Below are 18,179 nucleotides of genomic sequence, written 5' to 3'. Positions count from 1 at the left end.
GACCCCGCGCACCCGAAACCCGCACCGGGCCGCCAGGCCCCGCGCACCAGAACGAGCGGCACCAGAACGCTCACGTCCCGGGGGGAATCCGCCCATGTGGCACAACAGCTACTTCCTCGTCCCCGCCCTCCTGCTGTTCGCCGCCGCGCTGTACGCCGCGCAGGCCAAGCGGGCCGCCAAGCGCGTGCCGTCCCCCAAGGGCCTGCCCGGCCGCGGCCTGCCGCTGCTGGACACCGCCTTCCTCGCCGGCGGCCCCGGCCGGGTCTTCGACACCGCCTTCGTCCGGATGCACCGGGACGGCCGCGCCGTCCTGAACCGCGCCGGCCTCGTCACCCTCACCGGCACCCTGGCGTTCGACGCCGTCGACCAGGCCGTCATCGAGGCGGCCGGCCCGTCCCGGAGCGGCGAGCTCGGCGCCCTGCGCCGCGCGGTGATGCGCTCCGCCGCCGTCCAGGAGATCGGCGACCGGCTCGCCGACCGCGGTCTGCTGCGCGACCCCGTGCGGCTGCGGCGGGCCAGGTCCGCCCGCCGGCTGCTCTGGATAGCCCTGCTCGACGTGGTGGTCTTCGCCGTCGCCGCCTACCTGCTGGACTCCGACGAGCCCGGCTACGACCGCCCGGCGCTCTGGGCCCCGCTGGTCATGCTCGGGTTCGGCCTGTTCTCGCTGCCGGCCAGCTGGCCGCTCAAGGGCCGGATCACGCCCGCCGGGCGGCGTCAGCTCACCCTGATGAACACCGGCAAGCCGTGGAAGCCCTCCGACCGGCCGGCCCCCCTGCACGCCCGCGACGCCACGTTGCTCGGTGCCGTGGCGCTCGGCGGCCTCACCACCGCCGAGCTGGCCGACGAGCAGCTGCGGGAGGCGATGCTCGCCTCGGCGGCGGCCGACCAGGCCGCCCGGTCCGCCGCCCACACCGGCGCCGGCTCCTCCTCGTCCGGCTCGTCCGGCTCGTCCTCCTCGTCCTGCGGCACCGCGGGCACCTGGTGCGGCTCCTCCTCCGACTCCGGTTCCTCCGGTTCGGGCTGCGGCGGAAGCAGCGGCTGCGGGTCGTCGAGCGGCGGGTCCTCCTCGTCGAGCTGCGGGTCGAGCTCCGGGTCCTCCTGCAGCTCCTCCTCCAGCTGCGGCGGAGGCGGAGGCGGCTGCGGTTCCTGACCACCGCCCGCCCCGGACGTCACAGTTCGGTATCGCGGTCCGGGAATGCGTTCCACCCACGACGGCGGCGGGTCTACAACAACCCCATGTGGTTGCTCTTCCTGCTCCCGGCCTGCGTCGCCGCGGTCCTCTCCTGCATCCGGCTGGTCCGGACGGCCGCGACCGCCGACGCCCTGGCCGGGCAGGAGGGCCCACGGCCGGCCGAGGCGGTCGGGATCGGGCTCTACGAGACGGCCTACCTGGCCGGCGGCCCGGACCGGGTGGTGGAGCTGGCACTCGTCCTGATGGCGTCCCGGGGCCGGCTGCACCTGGCCCACACCGGGTGGACGACGGTCGTCGACCCGCGCGGCCGCAGCCGGCTCGAACGCGCGGTGCTCGCCACCGTCGGCCCCGAGGGCCAGTGCCGCACGGACGACCTGCGCGAGGCGATGGGCGCCCACCCCACCGTGCTGGAGATCGGCAGCCGGCTCTCGCTCGCCGGGCTGGCGACCCCGGCGGCCGTCCAGCGGCGCACCGTCCTGGTGATCCGGCAGGTCCGGCAGGCGCTGTTGCTCTCGCTGGTCCTGCTGGCCGCCGCGCTGGCCACCGGCGTCCTGGTGGACGGTGACGCGCTGGCACCGCTGGCCTGGTTCTCGCTGCCGCTGGTGCTCACCGCCGGGACCCTGCTGATGGCCCGGGTCGACGTCTACCCGTACACCGGTTGGGCCTCGCCGGTCGGCCAGGAGGTGCTCCGCGAAGTCCGCCCACCGCGCCAGCACGGCCTCACCGACGACGACGAGCGCGAACTGTTCACCGCCGTCGCCATGAACGGCACCGACGCCCACCCCGACGCCCGCCTCCGCGCGGCCCTCCGCCGGCACTGAGGGTCCGGCCGGACCGGCGGCCCCGACCCACGCCACGACGCCCGGACGCAGCGATGCCGGCCTGCCGGGACGAGCCCCGCAGACCGGCGTCCTCGGCCGCGTTCGACGGCCGGTGGCCTCAGACGAGGCCGTTGAGCAGCTCGCTGACCGGCTTGCGGCGCCCGGTGAAGAACGGCACCTCCTCGCGGACGTGCAGCCGGGCCCGGGAGGGGCGCAGGTCGCGCATCAGGTCCACGATGCGGTGCAGCTCGTCCGCCTCGAAGGCGAGCAGCCACTCGTAGTCGCCCAGCGCGAACGAGGCGACCGTGTTGGCCCGCACGTCCGGGTAGCCGCGCGCCATCTGGCCGTGCTCGGCGAGCATCGCGCGCCGCTCGGCGTCCGGCAGCAGGTACCACTCGTAGGAGCGGACGAACGGGTAGACGCACACGTAGTCGCGCGGGCGCTCGTCGGCGAGGAACGCCGGGATGTGCGACTTGTTGAACTCGGCCGGGCGGTGCAGCGCCATGTTCGACCAGACCGGCTCCAGCTCCCGGCCCAGGCCGGTGCGGCGGAAGCGGTTGTACGCCTCCTGGAGGTCGTCGGAGTCGGCGGCGTGCCACCAGACCAGGATGTCGGCGTCGGCGCGCAGACCGGACACGTCGTAGGTACCGCGCACCGTGACGTCCTTGGCGTCGAGCTGGGCGAACAGCTCGTCCACCTCGGCGGCCAGGCCGGTGCGGTCCTCGGGCAGTGCGCCCTTGAGCTTGAACACCGACCACATGGTGTAGCGGATGACCTGGTTCAGGTCCCGTGCCTTCTTCTTCTCCGGCTGCTGCTCAACGGTCTCAGTCATGCGCCCATTGTCCTCTCGGTGACGTTCTCCCCGGTCAGCGGGGTCAGCACTCCGTCGAGCCCGGCGACGGCCGTCCGGGCGCTCGCGATGCACGCCGGGATGCCCACCCCGTCGTACGCGGCCCCGCACAGCGCCAGCGCGCCGACCCGGTCCGCGGCAGCCCGGATCCTGGCCACCCGGTCCAGGTGGCCGACCGGGTACTGCGGCAGGCCGGCCCGCCAACGGGTGACGGCGGTGTCGTACGGGCGGGCGGTCAGTCCGATCGCCTCGCCCAGGTCGGCCAGCGATCCGGCGACCAGTTCCTCGTCCGGCAGTTCCAGCGGCTCCTCCTCACGCAGCCGGCCCAGCGAGGTGCGCAGCACGAACGCGTCCGGGGCGGAGCGCTCCAGCCAGCCCCACTTGTTGGAGGAGAAGGTGGACGCCTTGATCCGGCGGCCGTCCACCGGCGGCACCAGGAAGCCGCTGCCGGCCGGCGGCTCCGGCAGGTCGGAACGCCGGAACGCCAGGGTGACCAGGGCCATCCCCGCGTACTCGACGGCGTCCAGCTCGACGGCCGCGGCCGGTGCGTCGGCGCGCAGCAGCCGGGCGGCGGCGGGCGCGGGCACGGCCAGCACCACGGCGGTGGCGTGCAGTTCCCCGCCGTCGCCGGTCGCGACCCGCCAGCCGTCCGGGGTGCGGCGCAGCCCGGTCACGGCGGTGCGGGTGCGCAGGTCGACGCCGGCTCCGACGCAGGCGGCGGCGACCGCCGTCGGCAGGGTGCCGAGGCCGCCGCGCAGCCCCTGGAAGACGGGGGTCCCGGCGGTCTGCGGCCGGGTGGCCAGTTCGTGCACGCCGGCGACCAGCGAGCCGCCGCCGCGGGCGACGGGCAGCAGGGCGGGGACGGCGGCGCGCAGCGAGATCTCGTCGGCGCGGCCGGCGTAGACACCTCCGAGCAGCGGCTCGACCAGCCGGTCCACCACCTCGCGGCCGAGCCGGTCGGCGACGTACCGCCCGATCGCGACGTCGTCCGTGACGGCCTCGCCGGCCCCCTCGTGCCGGGCCCGTTCCAGGCCCTCGGCGCTCAGTACCCCGGAGGCCTCCAGCGCGGCGAGGTCTCCCGGAACGCCCATCACCTGTCCGCCGGGCAGGGGCCGCAGCGCGCCCCTCGTCCAGATCGCGGCCCTGGCGGTGGTCGGCGGTTCCAGTTCCCCGTCCAGTCCGACCGCGCGCGCCAGGTCGACCGCCTCGGGCCGCCGGGCCAGCATCGACTCGGCCCCGAGGTCCACCCGGACCCCGCCCACCTCGCCGCCCCAGAGCTTCCCGCCCAGCCGGTCGGACGCCTCCAGCAGCGTCACCCGCGCCCGGGCCGCTCCCCCGGCGGCCCCGCTGAGCACGGCGGCCGCGGTCAGCCCCGCGATCCCGCCGCCGATCACGACGACATGTGCTTGCGACATGCCTCGCAGTCTTGCAGGTCTTTACACCTTTGCCTCAATCCGCCCGCTTCCGCCCGTTCGAGGCCCCGGGGGCGGGGGCGGGCGCGACATCCGCGCGCGCGAACCACGTCCGGTCGGGGTCGTACGGGAGGTCGGCGCCCGGATGCCCGGCGGGGCGGTGCGGCGGGGTGACGGCGGCACTGCTGCGGCGGGCGGGGAGCGTGGTGGAGACGGTCCGACGCCTTGTCCGGGCCGCAGCCGAGCTGTGATCGAGCTGCGACCTCCGGAGCGGGTCCGATCCGGCTCCGCGCCCGTCGAATGGTCCGGGTGCCGGAAGGAATCGGCGCCGGAACTGTGGACGCGGGGAGGACTCGATCGTGGAACGAGGACGGCGGAGAGCGGGGGCGCTGGCGGCGGTGGCCGTGGCGGCGGTACTGGCCGGGGGGTGCAGCGCGTCCGACAAGAGGGACAGCAGCATGAGCGGCAACGCGGCGCCGGCGGTCGCCGGTGACGCGGCGGCACCGGCAGCCGCGCCGGCCGCGCCGGCCGCACCCGGTGCGGCGGGTGCGGCCTCGGCCGCTCAGAAGGCCGCGCCGGAGGCGGGTGCCGGCAAGCCGAACGCGGTGCCGGTGGCGGACACCCGTCAGATCGCCTACAGCGCGCAGTTGTCCGTCCGGGTGGCGAAGGCGGACGCCGCGCTGGCGCGGGCCCGCGACCTGGCGGTCGGGGCGGGCGGCTACGTGGCGAGCGAGACGGTGAGCGGTTCCGCCGGGGTCCCCGGCGGCGGAGGGGGTGGCAAGCACCCGGTCGACATGGATCCGCCCGGCCCGCAGAGCGGGCAGCTGACGGTGAAGGTGCCGTCGGCGGCGTTCCAGCAGACGCTGGACCAGCTGGCCGGGCTGGGCGAGGTGTTGTCCCGCCGCAGCCAGGCGGACGACCTGACCCAGCAGGTCGCGGACGTCGGCAGCCGGGTGCAGACCCAGCAGGTGAGCGTGGACCGGGTCCGGGCGCTGATGGCGCAGGCGAAGACGCTGGCCGAGATCACCAGCCTGGAGGGCGAGTTGAGCCGCCGCGAGGCGGACCTGGAGTCCCTGCAGAAGCAGCTGAAGGAGCTGTCGGCGAAGACCTCGCTGTCCACCATCACGCTGGACGTCCGGCAGCGGGCGGACACCCCGGCGCCGGACGAGCCGGATGCCGAGGACGACGACGGCTTCTGGACCTCGGTCGGTGACGCGCTGGGCGGCGGCTGGGACGTGCTGGCGGCGATCGTGCGCGGCGTCGCGGTCGCGGTGGCCGCGGCGGCGCCGTTCCTGCTGGTCGCCGGACCGGTGGCGCTGGTGCTCTGGGTGCTGCGCCGGCGGCGGCGGGCCGGAGCGGGGACGGCACCGGTCACCCCGGTCACCCCGGACGGTCAAGGCGGCCAGGGCGGTCAGGGCGATCGGCCGGCGGCACCCGAGGTCCCCGCCGCCCCCGTCGAGAGCCCGAAGGTCCCGGCCGTCCCGCCCGGGCGCCCGGGCGCTCCCGGGGAGGAGTAGCTCAGCAGCGCAACCGCCGGTACGGCGGCGGGACCCCTCCGGGAGGTCCCGCCGCCGTACCGGCGGGCGCCGGCCCGCAGACCTCAGCGGGCGCTGGACTCGTGGACGAAGGCGACGAGGCGGCTGAGCGCGTCCGGGTCCATGCTGGGCAGCACTCCGTGGCCGAGGTTGAAGATGTGGCCGCTGGTGCCGAGCGCCCGGGCGGCCTGCAGCACCTCGCGCGCCTTGGCCTCGACGGCCCGGGTCGGAGCGAACAGCACGGCCGGGTCGAGGTTGCCCTGCAGGGCCTTGCCGGGGCCGACCCGCTCGGCGGCGACGTCCAGCGGGACCCGCCAGTCGACGCCGACCACGTCCGCGCCGGCCTCACCCATCAGGCCGAGCAGCTCGCCGGTGCCGACGCCGAAGTGGATCCGCGGGACGCCGTAGCCGGCGACGGCGTCGAACACCTTGGTGCTGGCCGGCATGACCGAGCGCCGGTAGTCGTCCGGAGCGAGCGCGCCGACCCAGGAGTCGAAGAGCTGGACCGCGGAGACGCCCGCCTCGATCTGCACCTTGAGGAAGGCCGAGGTGATGTCGGCCAGCCGGTCGACCAGGGCGGCCCACAGCTCGGGCTCGCCGTACATCATGGCCTTGGTGTTCTCGTGGTTCTTGGACGGGCCGCCCTCGACCAGGTAGCTGGCCAGCGTGTAGGGCGCGCCGGCGAAGCCGATCAGCGGGGTGGAGCCGAGCTCGTCGACGAGCAGGCCGATCGCCTCGGTGATGTAGGGGACGTCGTCCGGCTCCAGCGGGCGCAGCCGCCGGAGGTCCTCGAAGGTACGGATCGGGTCGGCGATGACCGGACCGATGCCGGGCTTGATGTCGACGTCGATGCCGACCGCCTTGAGCGGCACCACGATGTCGCTGAAGAAGATCGCCGCGTCCACCTGGTGCCGGCGCACCGGCTGGAGGGTGATCTCCTTGACCAGCTCGGGCCGCATGCAGGACTCCAGCATGGGGATGCCCTCGCGGACCTTCAGGTACTCGGGCAGCGAGCGGCCGGCCTGGCGCATGAACCACACCGGGGTGTGCGGTACCGGCTCGTGCCGGCAGGCCCGCAGGAACGCGGAGTCGTACGCGGCGCCGCGGCGCGCGGGGGGCTGCTGGCCGGGGGCGGCGCCTGCCTGGGCGGCTGCCGTGGTGTCTGCCGTTGTCTCGCTCACGCCCCAAATCTTCGCACGCGCCCCGGACCGGCCCCCTCGCCCGGTCTCGTCGGTTCCTCCAAGATCTGGCCGGATTGCCCTCCCGGCGCGCCGCGCGGAAAGAAGTTGCGGCGATTAACCGAGTTTTCGACCTAGTCTTCGGGTCATGGCAGCGGTCGGAGGGCACCCCGCACAGGGTGGCGGAGCAGGTGGCGGAACGGGTCGGGAGGCGGCGCCGAGCGAGTTCCGGGCCGCCGTGGAGGCGTTCTCCGGAGCGCGGCTCCGCCCCGAGGTCGTCCTCTCCCCCGCCCCCGCGCCGCGCCGGCTCGCCCCGTTCGCGTTCGCGGTGACCGCCGCCGTCGAGGTCGACGGCGAGGAGCTCGCCGACGGCCGGCTGGTGCTGCTGCACGACCCCGCCGGCCAGGAGGCCTGGAACGGGGACTTCCGCGTGGTCACCATGACCCGGGCGGAGCTGGAACCGGAGATGGCCGGCGACCCGATGCTCTCCGAGGTCGGCTGGGCCTGGCTGCTCGACGCGTTGCAGGCGCACGGCGCCGGGTACGCGGAGACCTCCGGCACGGTGACCCGGTGCGCCTCGCAGTACTTCGGCGGGCTGGCGGACCGCGAGTCCAGCACCGAGATCGAGATCCGGGCGTCCTGGACGCCGGCCGACGGCCGTTTCGAACGGCACCTCGCGGCCTGGGGGGACCTGCTCTGCATCAGCGCGGGTCTGCCGCCGGTCGCCCCGGCCCCGCAGTCACCGGCCGACGTCGCGTCACTCGGTGGAGTGGTCCCGATGCCCGCGCGACGGCGCCCGCGCTCGCACTGACGAGTGGCGCCCGGGATGCCCGGCGCCGCCGTGCCCGGCACGTCCTCCAGGGCTGACGACGTGTGATCCCACGCGGGCCCTCCGTCAACGAACCGCTCGAACCTGACCACTCCGCGATCGATCTGATCGATTTTGTGCGATTTCCAGGCACCTCGTATCAGTCACTTGCGCGATTTGTCCGTATTGTTACTCACTAGATCGTGATCTTTCGCTAAAGCCGGGCACGGATGATGCCGAAGCAGACTGTGACCCTTTCCGAACGCGGAACACTCCGACCGCCCCCTCGGGGTTCCGTCCGCCACTCCCCGCAGGAGGCCTGGTGTCGGTCCTTCTTGAGCACCCCGCAAACGTGGTCGCCTACCGGCCGACCAAGCCCACCGCCATGGTGGTCATCGCCGATCCCCGCGTCCGAAACACCGTCACCCGCCACCTCTGGGCGCTCGGCGTCCGGGACGTGATCGAGGTGTCCTCGATCGCCGAGGCCCGCCCCCGGGTCTCCACCCCCCGCGACATCTGCGTCGCCGACGTCCACCTCCCCGACGGCTCCGGACTCACCATCCTCGCCGAGACCCGCGCCGCGGGCTGGCCCAACGGGCTCGCGCTGTCCGCCGCCGACGACATCGGCGCGGTCCGCAGCGCGCTGGCCGGCGGTGTGAAGGGCTACGTCGTCACCGGCACCCGCACCAACGTCGCGATGCCGGGTCGCCCCGGCCTCCCCCTCGGCGCCGGCGGCCTCGCCGGACGGATGCGGCGCCCCGGCATGCCGGGCATGCCCGGTGCGGCCGGCGCTCCGGGCGGCGCGCCCGGGGCCCCCGGTGCGCCGGGAGCCCAGCAGGCCGCCTACCGCGAGCTCTCCGGCCGGGAGGTGGAGGTGCTGCGGCTGGTCGCCGAGGGCCAGTCGAACAAGGCGATCGGCGTGGCGATGGGCCTCTCCGCGCTCACGGTGAAGAGCCACCTCGCCCGGATCGCCCGCAAGCTGGGCACCGGGGACCGCGCCGGGATGGTCGCGGTCGCCCTGCGCACCGGCATCATCCACTGACCCTGGTGGACCGCCGCGGCGGCCTGGAGGAACGTTTCTGTACCGTCGCCCGCCCGTCTCCGGGCCGCTCGTGATCCACGGCTCCGCCCCGGGGAGATGTCTCCCCGGGGCGGAGCCGTGGACGGCCCCGCTCCGGATCGGCGGCCGTCGACACCCGATCAGGGCGCCCCGGAGGCGCACGGGCAGGTCACAAAGCGGTCTGACCAGTCCGACAACACTCCCGGCTGCGGGGACCGTCGTACCCTTGGTAGGTGACCGACGCCGTAGCAGCCATCCCAGAAGAAGCAGCCCCGGTCCCGCTCCTGGAGCCGAAGGAGGGGATCCCTCCGGTCGTGGCGGACGAGCAGGCGCTTGCCGCCACCGTCGCCGCCTTCGCCGCGGGAACCGGACCGGTCGCCGTCGATGCCGAGCGGGCCTCCGGCTACCGCTACGGCCAACGGGCGTACCTCATCCAGCTGCGCCGCGCGGGCGCCGGTACCGCGCTGATCGACCCCATCGCCTGCCCCGACCTCAGCGGGCTGGGCGAGGCCCTCGCGGACACCGAATGGGTGGTGCACGCCGCCACCCAGGACCTGCCCTGCCTGGCCGAGGTCGGCATGAGACCCCGGCGGCTGTTCGACACCGAGCTGGCCGGGCGGATCGCCGGCTTCGCGCGGGTCGGACTCGGGCCGATGACCGAGAGCGTGCTCGGGCTGAGCCTGGCCAAGGAGCACTCCGCGGTCGACTGGTCCACCCGGCCGCTGCCCGAACCGTGGCTCCGCTACGCCGCTCTGGACGTCGAGGTGCTGGTCGAGCTGCGCGACGCGCTCGAACGGGAGCTGGACGCCCAGGGCAAGCTCGACTGGGCCCTGGAGGAGTTCGCCGCGATCGCCGCGGCGCCCCGCCCCGCCCCGCGGACCGACCCGTGGCGCCGCACCTCGCAGCTGCACAAGGTGCGCCGGCGGCGCCAGCTGGCCGTGGTGCGCGAGCTCTGGCTGGCCCGCGACCGGATGGCCCAGGAGCGGGACGTCTCGCCGGGCCGGGTGCTCTCGGACGCGGCGATCGTCAACGCCGCGCTGGCCATGCCCCTGAACATCGCCGCGCTCCAGGGCGTCCAGGGCTTCGGCCCGCGGGTGCACCGGCGCCAGCTGGAGCAGTGGCTGGCCGCCGTCCAGCGCGGCCGGGAGGTGCCGGAGAACCAGCTGCCGCCGTCCGCGGCGCCGCACGACGGCCCGCCGCCGCCGCGGGCCTGGGCCGAGAAGGACCCGGTGGCCGCCGCCCGGCTGACCGGCGCGCGGGCCGCCGTCACCGATCTGGCCGAGTCGCACAACCTCCCCGCCGAGAACCTGATCACGCCGGACCTCGTCCGCCGGGTCGCGTGGGAGCCGCCGGCCGGCGCCGGCGCCGGGGAGGTGGCCGCGGCGCTGCGCCGGCTGGGCGCCCGCCAGTGGCAGGTGGACCTGGTCGCGCCCGCGCTGGCCACGGCCTTCGCGGAGGCCGCCGCCGCCGAGCAGCAGGACTGAGCGGTCGGACGTGGGAGAGGGGATGTCACCCGGGTGGGTGACATCCCCTCTCCCACGTCCGGCTCCGGAACGACCCGGAGACGGGCGGGGCGAGGGCCCCGCCCCGAGCCGGCCCATGGCGAGCGGGCGACACCCGCCCCGAGCCGAAGGACCGCGCCGGTGCCGAGAGGGAGAAGCGAGGAAGCGACGAAGGAGCGCGGGAGCGCCGACCGTCGGCACCGGACCGAAGCGGCCCGGAGGCGAGCGGGCGACAGCACGTGTTGCGGGACACACGGGGAGATGCACCCGTCGGGCCTGGGCAGGTTGGTTACCGGCGGGTAGCATGACGGTGAAGCAGCGCCGCTCACGTCCCCTCGTGCGACGGACGGCGGCAGCCTGCCCACCTCAACCTGTTGGTCCCTGGGAGGAGAAGCCCCCGTGCCTCGTACCGCGAGGGACGTCGTCTTCGTCGATGGCGTCCGCACCCCGTTCGGCAAGGCCGGCCCGAAGGGCATCTACCACGAGACGCGCGCCGACGACCTGGTCGTCAAGTGCATCCGGGAGCTCGTGCGCCGGAACCCGAACCTGCCCGTCGAGCGCATCGACGAGGTCGCCGTCGCGGCCACCACGCAGATCGGCGACCAGGGTCTGACGATCGGCCGCACCGCCGCGCTGCTGGCCGGCCTGCCGAAGTCCGTCCCCGGCTACTCGATCGACCGCATGTGTGCCGGCGCGCTGACCGCCGTCACCGCGACTGCCGGCGGTATCGCCTTCGGCGCGTACGACATCGTCGTCGCCGGTGGCGTCGAGCACATGGGCCGCCACCCCATGGGCGAGGGCGTCGACCCGAACCCGCGCTTCGTCTCCGAGAAGCTCGTCGACGAGTCCGCCCTGTTCATGGGGATGACCGCGGAGAACCTGCACGACCGGTTCCCGCACATCACCAAGGAGCGCTGCGACGCCTACGCCGTGCGCTCACAGGAGAAGGCCGCCAAGGCGTACGCCAACGGCGACATCCAGCCCGACCTGGTGCCGATCTCGATCCGCAACACCAACCCCGAGGTCGGCGAGACCGGCTGGGGCCTGGCCACCGTGGACGAACCGCTGCGCCCGGGCACCACGATGGAGAGCCTGGCGGGTCTGAAGACCCCGTTCCGCCCGCACGGCAACATCACCGCGGGCAACTCGGCCGGTCTGAACGACGGCGCCACCGCCTCGCTGCTGGCCGCCGAGGACGTGGCCGAGGAGCTCGGCCTGCCGGTCAAGATGCGGATGGTCTCCTACGCCTTCGCGGGCGTCGAGCCCGAGGTGATGGGCATCGGCCCGGTGCCGGCCACCGAGAAGGCGCTGGCCAAGGCCGGTCTGACCATCGACGACATCCAGGCCTTCGAGGTCAACGAGGCCTTCGCCGTCCAGGTGCTGGCCTTCCTGGACCACTACGGGATCGCGGACGACGACGAGCGGGTCAACCCGTACGGCGGCGCGATCGCCTTCGGCCACCCGCTGGCCTCCTCCGGCGTGCGCCTGATGAACCAGCTGGCCCGCCGCTTCGAGCAGCGCCCGGACGTCCGCTACGGCCTCACCACGATGTGCATCGGCTTCGGCATGGGCGGCACCATCATCTGGGAGAACCCGCACTTCGAGGGTGGTAAGTGACCATGAGCACCACGACTGAGCTGCTGACCCGCGGCGCCGAACTCTTCCCCGGCGAGGTCGTCACCACCGCGCACGTCCGCCACCTGGACCTGCCGCTGCAGGCCGGCCGGCTGGCCCTGATCACCCTGGACAACGGCTTCGACCACACCAAGCCGACCACCTTCGGCCCGGGCTCGCTGCTCAAGCTGAGTGCGGCGCTGGACCAGGTCGAGGCGGAGGCCGCCGAGGGCACCGTCGTCGGTGCGGCGATCACCGGCAAGCCGTTCATCTTCGCGGTCGGCGCCGACCTCAAGGGCGTCGAGCTGCTCAAGGAGCACGCGGACGCGCTGGCCATCGGCAAGGGCGGCCACGAGGTCTTCAAGCGGATCGCCGCACTGCCCGTCCCGACCTTCGCGTTCTACAACGGCGCGGCGATGGGCGGCGGCGTCGAGGTCGGCCTGCACTGCGACTACCGCACGGTGTCCGCGGGCGTCCCGGCGTTCTCGCTGCCGGAGGTCTTCCTCGGCCTCGTCCCCGGCTGGGGCGGCTGTACCGTCCTGCCGAACCTGATCGGCCCGGCGAAGGCCGTCAAGGTCATCATCGAGAACTCGATGGCGCAGAACAAGCAGCTCAAGGGCAAGGACGTGTTCGAGCTGGGGATCGCCGACGCGATCTTCGAGCCGGCCGACTTCCTGGAGCAGTCGCTGCTCTGGGCGGCCCGTGTCCTCAAGGGCGACGTGACCGTCGAGCGCGAGGAGATCGACCGCGGCAAGGCCTGGGACGACGCCGTCGCCTGGGGCCGTCTGGTCGCCGACGCCAAGGTCCACGGTGCGGCCCCCGCCGCCTACCGGGCGCTGGACATCATCGCCCAGGTGAAGGACCAGGACCTCCAGGCCGGTTTCGACGCCGAGGACGCGGCCCTGGCCGACCTCATCATGGGCGGCGAGCTGCGCAGCGGCATCTACGCCTTCAACCTGGTGCAGCGCCGGGCCAAGCGCCCCGTCGGCGCGCCGGACAAGTCGCTGGCCCGCCCGGTCACCAAGGTCGGCGTCGTCGGCGCCGGTCTGATGGCCTCGCAGCTGGCGCTGCTGTTCGCCCGCCGTCTGGAGGTGCCGGTGGTCCTCACCGACATCGACCAGGAGCGCATCGACAAGGGCGTCGGCTACGTCCACGCCGAGATCGACAAGCTGCTCGGCAAGGGCCGGATCGGCCAGGACAAGGCCAACCGTCTCAAGGGCCTGGTCACCGGCTCGCTCGACAAGGCCGCCGGCTTCGCCGACGCGGACTTCGTGATCGAGGCCGTGTTCGAGGAGATGGGCGTCAAGCAGACCGTCTTCGCGGACCTGGAGAACGTGGTCTCGCCGACCTGCGTGCTGGCGACCAACACCTCCTCCCTGTCGGTCACCGAGATGGCCTCGAAGCTGAAGCACCCCGAGCGGGTCGTCGGCTTCCACTTCTTCAACCCGGTCGCGATCCTGCCGCTGCTGGAGATCGTCCGCGGCGAGCAGACCGACGACGTCGCGCTGGCCACGGCCTTCGGCGTCTCGAAGAAGCTGCGGAAGACCTCGGTGCTGGTCAAGGACGCCCCGGCGTTCGTGGTGAACCGGATCCTGACCCGCTTCATGGGCGAGATCCAGAACATCATCGACGAGGGCACCCCGATCGCCACCGTCGAGAAGGGCGTCGAGCCGCTCGGCCTGCCGATGTCCCCGATCGTGCTGCTGGAGCTGGTCGGCCCGGCCATCGCGCTGCACGTCTCGGAGACCCTGCACGGGGCCTTCCCGGAGCGCTTCACCGTCTCCGGGAACCTCGGCAAGGTGGTGAAGGCCGGCAAGCGCGGTTTCTACACCTGGGTCGACGGCAAGCAGATCCTCGACCCCGAGGTGCTGGAGCTGCTCTCCTTCGGCGACAGCGTGCTGACCGAGGAGCAGGTGCTCTCGCGGTCGCTGGAGGCCGTCGCGCAGGAGATCGGCCTGATGCTGGAGGAGGGTGTCGTCGCCGAGGCGCAGGACATCGACCTCTGCATGATCACCGGCGCCGGCTGGCCCTTCCACCTGGGCGGGATCACCCCGTACCTGGACCGTGAGGGCATCTCGGAGCGCGTGAACGGCAAGCCCTTCCTCGCCCCCGGTGTGGCCTCGGTGCCCGCCTGAGGAGTGCACGACGGAGCCCCGGTGACCGACGGATCGGTCACCGGGGCTCTTCCGCGTGCCTGGGCTCCTCCGCGTGCCGGCGCTCCGTCCCGTGCCGGGGCTGCCGGACCGGGCGGCGGCCGGGCGGGCCCGGCCCCGACCGCCGGGGGCGTCAGCGCTTGAGGCGGTAGACCACCGTGTCGGCGAAGACGCCGACCATCTCGTAGTGGGTGTCCAGCAGCGCCTCGATCTTCGGGATCATGCCGGGCTGGTACGGCGCGAGGCCGGAGTCGTCGACCACGACCTCGGGCAGGCCCTTGGCGATCTCCTGGTCGAAGGTCTGCCAGGCGTTGTCCACGGAGAACTGCTCGCCGACGTTGAGGCTGCTGTCCTTGCCGCCGCTGTAGTTGGTGAGGAATCCGGCGGTCAGGTACCGGGTGGCGGGCTTGCGGTCCGCGAGCCAGTACAGCTCCGGGTGCATGCCCCAGACCAGCACGGTGTCCTTGGGCGAGGTCTGGGCGGCGACCGCCGTGGCGACCTCGGTGGTGCGGCTGAGCCGCTCCCCCGGCCAGGCCAGCGCCAGGCCCCAGAAGACCGTGGCGGCGGCCGTGGTGTACACCAGGACAGGCTTCCAGCGGACCGCCGAGGTGGCGACCGCCCCGGTGCCCAGCAGCACCAGCGGGGGCATCAGCTGCAGGTAGTAGTGGCCGAAGAAGTGGAAGCCGACGCTGACCGCGATCACCGAGGACAGCAGCCAGACCCAGAGGTCCGTGGTGGAGCCGTGCTCCTCCCCGGCGACGGGCAGCGGGCGGTGGCGGTACTTCAGCCAGAGCCGTCGGCCGACCGGCAGCAGGAAGCCGAGCCCGGCCCCGAGCAGGATCGCCGAGTTGCCGAGCGCCCGGCCGACCATCTGCAGCAGGGCGCCGCCCGCCGAGGCGTAGTCGCCGCTGCCGGTGACCACCCAGAAGAGGAAGCCCTTGGGCTTGGTGAGGATGACCGCGACCAGCGCTATCGGCAGCGTGAAGCCGAACCCGATCTTGAACAGGGCGGGCGGCCACCGGACGCCGCGCCGGCGGGCGTCCTGGTAGAGCATCCAGAGCACGGCCAGCAGCACCGCGCCGCCGGTCTGCTTGGTCAGCGAGCAGAGCGCCACCGCGATGCCCGCCGCCAGCCAGCGGCGCCGCTCGGCGTACCGGAAGGCGGCCACCATGGCGGGCAGCATGAAGACCTCGAAGGTCGCCGCCTGGGTGTCCTCCGGGGAGAGCCCGATGGAGACCAGCAGGTAGAGCAGCCCGGCGCCGGCGCCGGCCCGGTTGCCCCAGCGGCCGCGGGCGATCGAGGCCAGCAGGATCGCGGTGACCAGGTGGGCGCCCACCGCCAGCGTGCGCAGCGGCCAGAGCGAGGCGGAGCCGAAGACCGCGAACGAGGCCTGGTAGAGCCAGGGCAGGAGCGGCGGCTTGCGGTCGACCACGGTGTCGTACAGGACGCCGCCGTCGGCGAGCATCCGGGCCTGGGTGGCCAGGAAGCCCTCGTCGGGGCTCCAGACCGGCCGGACGAAGGACGGGATGTGGGTGACGAGCGCGACCAGGGCCAGCAACGGCACCAGCCGCGTCCAGTAGCCGACGCGGACGCGCTCCCAGCCCTCGGCCGGGGGTACCCCCAAGGGCAGGCGCTCGGCGAGCGCGGTCAGGCGGGATCGGGTGGGGGTCGGCACGGATGACAACCTACCGGGCGGGATCGGCGCCGGAAGCGCCGGTCCCGCCTTTCGGTGCGATTATCAGCCCGATCCGTACCCGATCCGTACCTGATCCGTACCTGATCCGTGCCGAACTGTTGCCGAGCCGTCGACGTCGGACGGCCGGGACGGCCCCGCAGGGCCCGGCCGACCCGCCCCCGCCCCGATCGGCCGGGCGGGTGACCCGGCCGGGTCGGCGGAGGTCGGTCAGGCCTCGACGGCGGCCACGTCCAGCTTGGAGACCAGCGCCGTCACCTGACGGGCGACGTCCGGGGCGGTGAGACCGATCTCGGCGAGGATCTCCGGCCGCGAGGCGTGGTCCAGGAACTGCTGCGGAATGCCGAAGTCGCGCAGCGGCAGGTCCACGCCGGCGTCGCGCAGCGCCTGGGCGACGGCGGCGCCGACACCGCCGACCCGGCCGTTGTCCTCGACCGTGACGACCACCCGGTGCTCGGCGGCCAGGCCCGGCAGGGCCGGGTCGACCGGCTTGACCCAGCGCGGGTCCACCACGGTGGCGGTGACGCCCTGGGCGGCCAGCAGGTCGGCCACCTCCAGGCACATCGGGGCCAGCGCGCCGACCGAGACGATCAGCACGTCGGCGCGGCGGCCGTCGGCCGTCGGCCCGGCGGCGTCCGGCGCCGCCTCGCGCAGCACGTCCATGCCGCCGATCCGGCCGACCGCCGGGACGGCCGGACCGACCGAGCCCTTCGAGTAGCGGACCACGGTCGGGGCGTCCTTGACGTCGACCGCCTCGCGCAGCTGGGCGCGCACCTGGTCGGCGTCGCGCGGCGCGGCGAGCCGCAGGCCGGGGACGACCTGGAGGATCGACATGTCCCACATGCCGTTGTGCGAGGCGCCGTCGGTGCCGGTGACGCCGGCCCGGTCCAGCACGAAGGTGACGCCCAGCTTGTGCAGCGCGACGTCCATCAGCACCTGGTCGAAGGCGCGGTTCAGGAAGGTCGCGTACACCGCGAAGACCGGGTGCAGGCCGCCGGTGGCCAGGCCGGCGGCGCTGGTGACGGCGTGCTGCTCGGCGATGCCGACGTCGAAGATCCGGTCCGGGAACGCCTGCGCGAACGGGGCCAGGCCGACCGGGTGGAGCATCGCGGCGGTGATGCCGACGATGTCCTCGCGCTCGTGCCCGAGCGCCACCATCTCCTCGGCGAAGACCGAGGTCCAGTCCTTGCCCGCGCTCTTGATCGGCAGGCCGGTCTCCGGGTGGATCACGCCGACCGCGTGGAAGCGGTCCTCGTCGTTGTTCTCGGCGGCGTGGTAGCCGCGGCCCTTCTCGGTGAGGCAGTGCACGATCACCGGGCCGCCGAAGCCGCGCGCCTTGGTCAGCGCGGACTCCAGGGCGGTGAGGTCGTGGCCGTCGATCGGGCCGATGTACTTGAGGCCGAGGTCCTCGAACATGCCCTGCGGCGCGATGAAGTCCTTCAGGCCCTTCTTGGCGCCGTGCAGGGTCTCGAACAGCTGCTGGCCGACCACCGGGGTGCGCTGCAGCGCGTCCTTGCCCCAGGAGAGGAACCGCTCGTAGCCCTGGGTGGTGCGCAGGGTGGCGAGGTGGTTGGCCAGGCCGCCGATGGTCGGCGAGTAGGAGCGCTCGTTGTCGTTGACGACGATGACGACCGGGCGGTCCTTGGAGTCGGCGATGTTGTTGAGCGCCTCCCAGGCCATGCCGCCGGTGAGCGCGCCGTCGCCGATCACGGCCACCACCGGGTCGTGCTTGCCCAGCAGCTCGTTGGCCTTCGCCAGGCCGTCGGCGTAGGAGAGCACGGTGGAGGCGTGCGAGTTCTCGATCACGTCGTGCTCGGACTCGGCGCGGGAGGGGTAGCCGGAGAGGCCGCCCTTGATCCGCAGCTGCGAGAAGTCCTGGCGGCCGGTGAGCAGCTTGTGGACGTAGCTCTGGTGGCCGGTGTCGAAGAGGATGCGGTCGCGTGGCGAGTCGAAGACCCGGTGCAGCGCGATGGTGAGTTCCACCACGCCGAGGTTGGGGCCGAGGTGGCCGCCCGTCTTGGAGACCTCCGTCACCAGGAAGGTCCGGATCTCCTGGGCCAGGGTGGCCAGCTGTCCGGGCGTGAGCCGGTCGAGATCGCGCGGTCCCCGAATGCGGGTCAGCAGGGCCACCCGTTCCTCCTCGTTCAGTGTTCGCGGACCGCGAGGTCCGACGGGCGTCGCTGCCCGGTGCGGCGGCACTCCCCGCCGCCTCGCGGTCGGTGTCGACCGGTCGAGTCTAATCTCCGGCCGCCGGACACCGGGCGGGGCGTCCGGTGCCACCGGCCGGTACACGCCAGTCACCTCGACGGTCACTCTTTCGGGTGAACCGCAGAAACCGGCGTGTCGGCGCGCCCGGACGGG

The 18,179-nt window shown here is 73.7% G+C and carries 13 protein-coding genes; 8 read left to right on the top strand and 5 right to left on the bottom strand.

From position 1 onward, the window contains the following. Positions 1 to 94 precede the first annotated feature (94 nt). Positions 95 to 1,150, top strand: a complete 1,056-nt coding sequence (locus PUR56_RS10075) for a TIGR04222 domain-containing membrane protein (protein WP_329948619.1) — start codon at positions 95 to 97, stop codon at positions 1,148 to 1,150. 86 nt (positions 1,151 to 1,236) lie between these two features. Next, on the top strand, positions 1,237 to 2,013 hold the full coding sequence (locus tag PUR56_RS10070) for a TIGR04222 domain-containing membrane protein (RefSeq protein WP_329876419.1): 777 nt from the start codon (positions 1,237 to 1,239) through the stop codon (positions 2,011 to 2,013). Between the two features lie 118 nt (positions 2,014 to 2,131). Here PUR56_RS10070 and hemQ read toward each other — a convergent pair whose 3' ends face one another. Together hemQ and hemG are read right to left on the bottom strand one after the other, a co-directional pair. Then, positions 2,132 to 2,845, bottom strand: coding sequence for a hydrogen peroxide-dependent heme synthase (gene hemQ, locus PUR56_RS10065; RefSeq protein ID WP_329876421.1), 714 nt, complete (start codon positions 2,843 to 2,845; stop codon positions 2,132 to 2,134). Further along, on the bottom strand, positions 2,842 to 4,278 hold the full coding sequence (gene hemG / locus PUR56_RS10060) for a protoporphyrinogen oxidase (protein ID WP_329948618.1): 1,437 nt from the start codon (positions 4,276 to 4,278) through the stop codon (positions 2,842 to 2,844). The genes hemQ and hemG overlap by 4 nt, the downstream gene beginning before the upstream one ends. 455 nt (positions 4,279 to 4,733) lie before the next feature. On the opposite strand from hemG, the gene PUR56_RS10055 reads away from it, so the two are divergent. Continuing rightward, a complete protein-coding gene (locus PUR56_RS10055; RefSeq protein ID WP_329948617.1) occupies positions 4,734 to 5,792 on the top strand; it encodes a DUF4349 domain-containing protein in 1,059 nt (352 codons plus the stop codon). A gap of 83 nt (positions 5,793 to 5,875) precedes the next feature. Here PUR56_RS10055 and hemE read toward each other — a convergent pair whose 3' ends face one another. Then, a complete protein-coding gene (hemE, locus tag PUR56_RS10050) occupies positions 5,876 to 6,889 on the bottom strand; it encodes a uroporphyrinogen decarboxylase (RefSeq protein WP_329876460.1) in 1,014 nt (337 codons plus the stop codon). Between the two features lie 247 nt (positions 6,890 to 7,136). Between hemE and PUR56_RS10045 the strand changes: the two genes are divergently transcribed. From PUR56_RS10045 to PUR56_RS10025, 5 genes are all read left to right on the top strand, one after another. Continuing rightward, positions 7,137 to 7,799, top strand: coding sequence for a DUF3000 domain-containing protein (locus tag PUR56_RS10045; protein ID WP_329948616.1), 663 nt, complete (start codon positions 7,137 to 7,139; stop codon positions 7,797 to 7,799). Between the two features lie 319 nt (positions 7,800 to 8,118). Continuing rightward, positions 8,119 to 8,838, top strand: a complete 720-nt coding sequence (locus tag PUR56_RS10040; protein ID WP_327681609.1) for a response regulator transcription factor — start codon at positions 8,119 to 8,121, stop codon at positions 8,836 to 8,838. 251 nt (positions 8,839 to 9,089) lie between these two features. Next, the gene (locus PUR56_RS10035) at positions 9,090 to 10,340 is read left to right on the top strand and encodes a ribonuclease D (RefSeq protein WP_329876431.1); all 1,251 of its coding nucleotides are present in this window, start codon (positions 9,090 to 9,092) and stop codon (positions 10,338 to 10,340) included. A gap of 417 nt (positions 10,341 to 10,757) precedes the next feature. After that, positions 10,758 to 11,975 (top strand): thiolase family protein, encoded by a 1,218-nt coding sequence (locus PUR56_RS10030; protein ID WP_329882069.1) that lies wholly within the window; start codon positions 10,758 to 10,760, stop codon positions 11,973 to 11,975. A 2-nt stretch (positions 11,976 to 11,977) separates the two neighbouring features. Beyond that, positions 11,978 to 14,107 (top strand): 3-hydroxyacyl-CoA dehydrogenase NAD-binding domain-containing protein, encoded by a 2,130-nt coding sequence (locus tag PUR56_RS10025; protein ID WP_329948615.1) that lies wholly within the window; start codon positions 11,978 to 11,980, stop codon positions 14,105 to 14,107. A gap of 151 nt (positions 14,108 to 14,258) precedes the next feature. Here the strand turns inward: PUR56_RS10025 and PUR56_RS10020 are convergent, their stop codons facing one another. Both PUR56_RS10020 and dxs read right to left on the bottom strand, forming a co-directional pair. Continuing rightward, complete coding sequence (locus PUR56_RS10020; protein ID WP_329882067.1) at positions 14,259 to 15,800, bottom strand: ArnT family glycosyltransferase; 1,542 nt, start codon at positions 15,798 to 15,800, stop codon at positions 14,259 to 14,261. A gap of 228 nt (positions 15,801 to 16,028) precedes the next feature. Further along, positions 16,029 to 17,948 (bottom strand): 1-deoxy-D-xylulose-5-phosphate synthase, encoded by a 1,920-nt coding sequence (gene dxs / locus PUR56_RS10015; protein WP_329948614.1) that lies wholly within the window; start codon positions 17,946 to 17,948, stop codon positions 16,029 to 16,031. Positions 17,949 to 18,179 lie beyond the last annotated feature (231 nt).

Source organism: Streptomyces sp. BE303, assembly GCF_036290945.1.
GTDB lineage: Bacteria > Actinomycetota > Actinomycetes > Streptomycetales > Streptomycetaceae > Kitasatospora.
Note: the sequence above shows the minus strand (reverse complement) of the source record. Positions and strands in the feature narration are given on the sequence as shown.

What these genes read in the sequence shown, in the direction of transcription:
- PUR56_RS10075 (WP_329948619.1), top strand. Translation starts at nt 95, where the DNA reads ATGTGGCACAACAGCTACTTCCTCGTCCCCGCCCTCCTGCTGTTCGCC.
- PUR56_RS10070 (WP_329876419.1), top strand. Translation starts at nt 1,237, where the DNA reads ATGTGGTTGCTCTTCCTGCTCCCGGCCTGCGTCGCCGCGGTCCTCTCC.
- PUR56_RS10025 (WP_329948615.1), top strand. Translation starts at nt 11,978, where the DNA reads ATGAGCACCACGACTGAGCTGCTGACCCGCGGCGCCGAACTCTTCCCC.
- hemG (WP_329948618.1), bottom strand. Translation starts at nt 4,278, where the DNA reads ATGTCGCAAGCACATGTCGTCGTGATCGGCGGCGGGATCGCGGGGCTG.
- PUR56_RS10045 (WP_329948616.1), top strand. Translation starts at nt 7,137, where the DNA reads ATGGCAGCGGTCGGAGGGCACCCCGCACAGGGTGGCGGAGCAGGTGGC.
- PUR56_RS10055 (WP_329948617.1), top strand. Translation starts at nt 4,734, where the DNA reads ATGAGCGGCAACGCGGCGCCGGCGGTCGCCGGTGACGCGGCGGCACCG.
- hemQ (WP_329876421.1), bottom strand. Translation starts at nt 2,845, where the DNA reads ATGACTGAGACCGTTGAGCAGCAGCCGGAGAAGAAGAAGGCACGGGAC.